General features: G+C 49.3%; 1 protein-coding gene. It reads right to left on the bottom strand.

Annotated elements, in window-relative coordinates:
- Positions 1-24: 24 nt before the first annotated feature.
- Entirely contained in the window at positions 25-363 is a 339-nt protein-coding gene (gene glnK / locus GPL20_RS38550; protein ID WP_008503304.1) for a P-II family nitrogen regulator, read from the bottom strand.
- Between the last annotated feature and the right edge of the window lie 57 nt (positions 364-420).

The raw sequence follows: 420 nt of genomic DNA on the forward strand, positions 1-420 counted from the left end.
CTATCACTGTGTGCCAGGAGTTACTTACAGTGCCGCTTCGTCAGATTCGCCGGTACGAATGCGAATGACGCGCTGCAGTTCGGCAACGAAAATTTTGCCGTCGCCAATTTTGCCTGTGTAGGCCGCTTTGCTAATGACATCAATGACTTCATCAAGCTGATCGTCAGCAATCGCGACATCAATTTTTACTTTTGGCAGAAAGTTAACGCTGTATTCCGCCCCGCGGTAAAGCTCGGCATGACCCTTCTGACGACCAAAGCCTTTCACTTCGGTGACAGTCAGTCCCTGAATACCCATGGAAGACAACGCTTCACGCACGTCTTCGAGTTTGAATGGTTTGATTACAACCGTAACCAGCTTCATAGATCCCCTCCAGTCAGAATTCGGTAATGGCCGCAGCTTACGCAGAAGGTATTGCAA

Source organism: Bradyrhizobium cajani (assembly GCF_009759665.1).
GTDB classification, from domain to species: Bacteria; Pseudomonadota; Alphaproteobacteria; order Rhizobiales; family Xanthobacteraceae; genus Bradyrhizobium; species Bradyrhizobium cajani.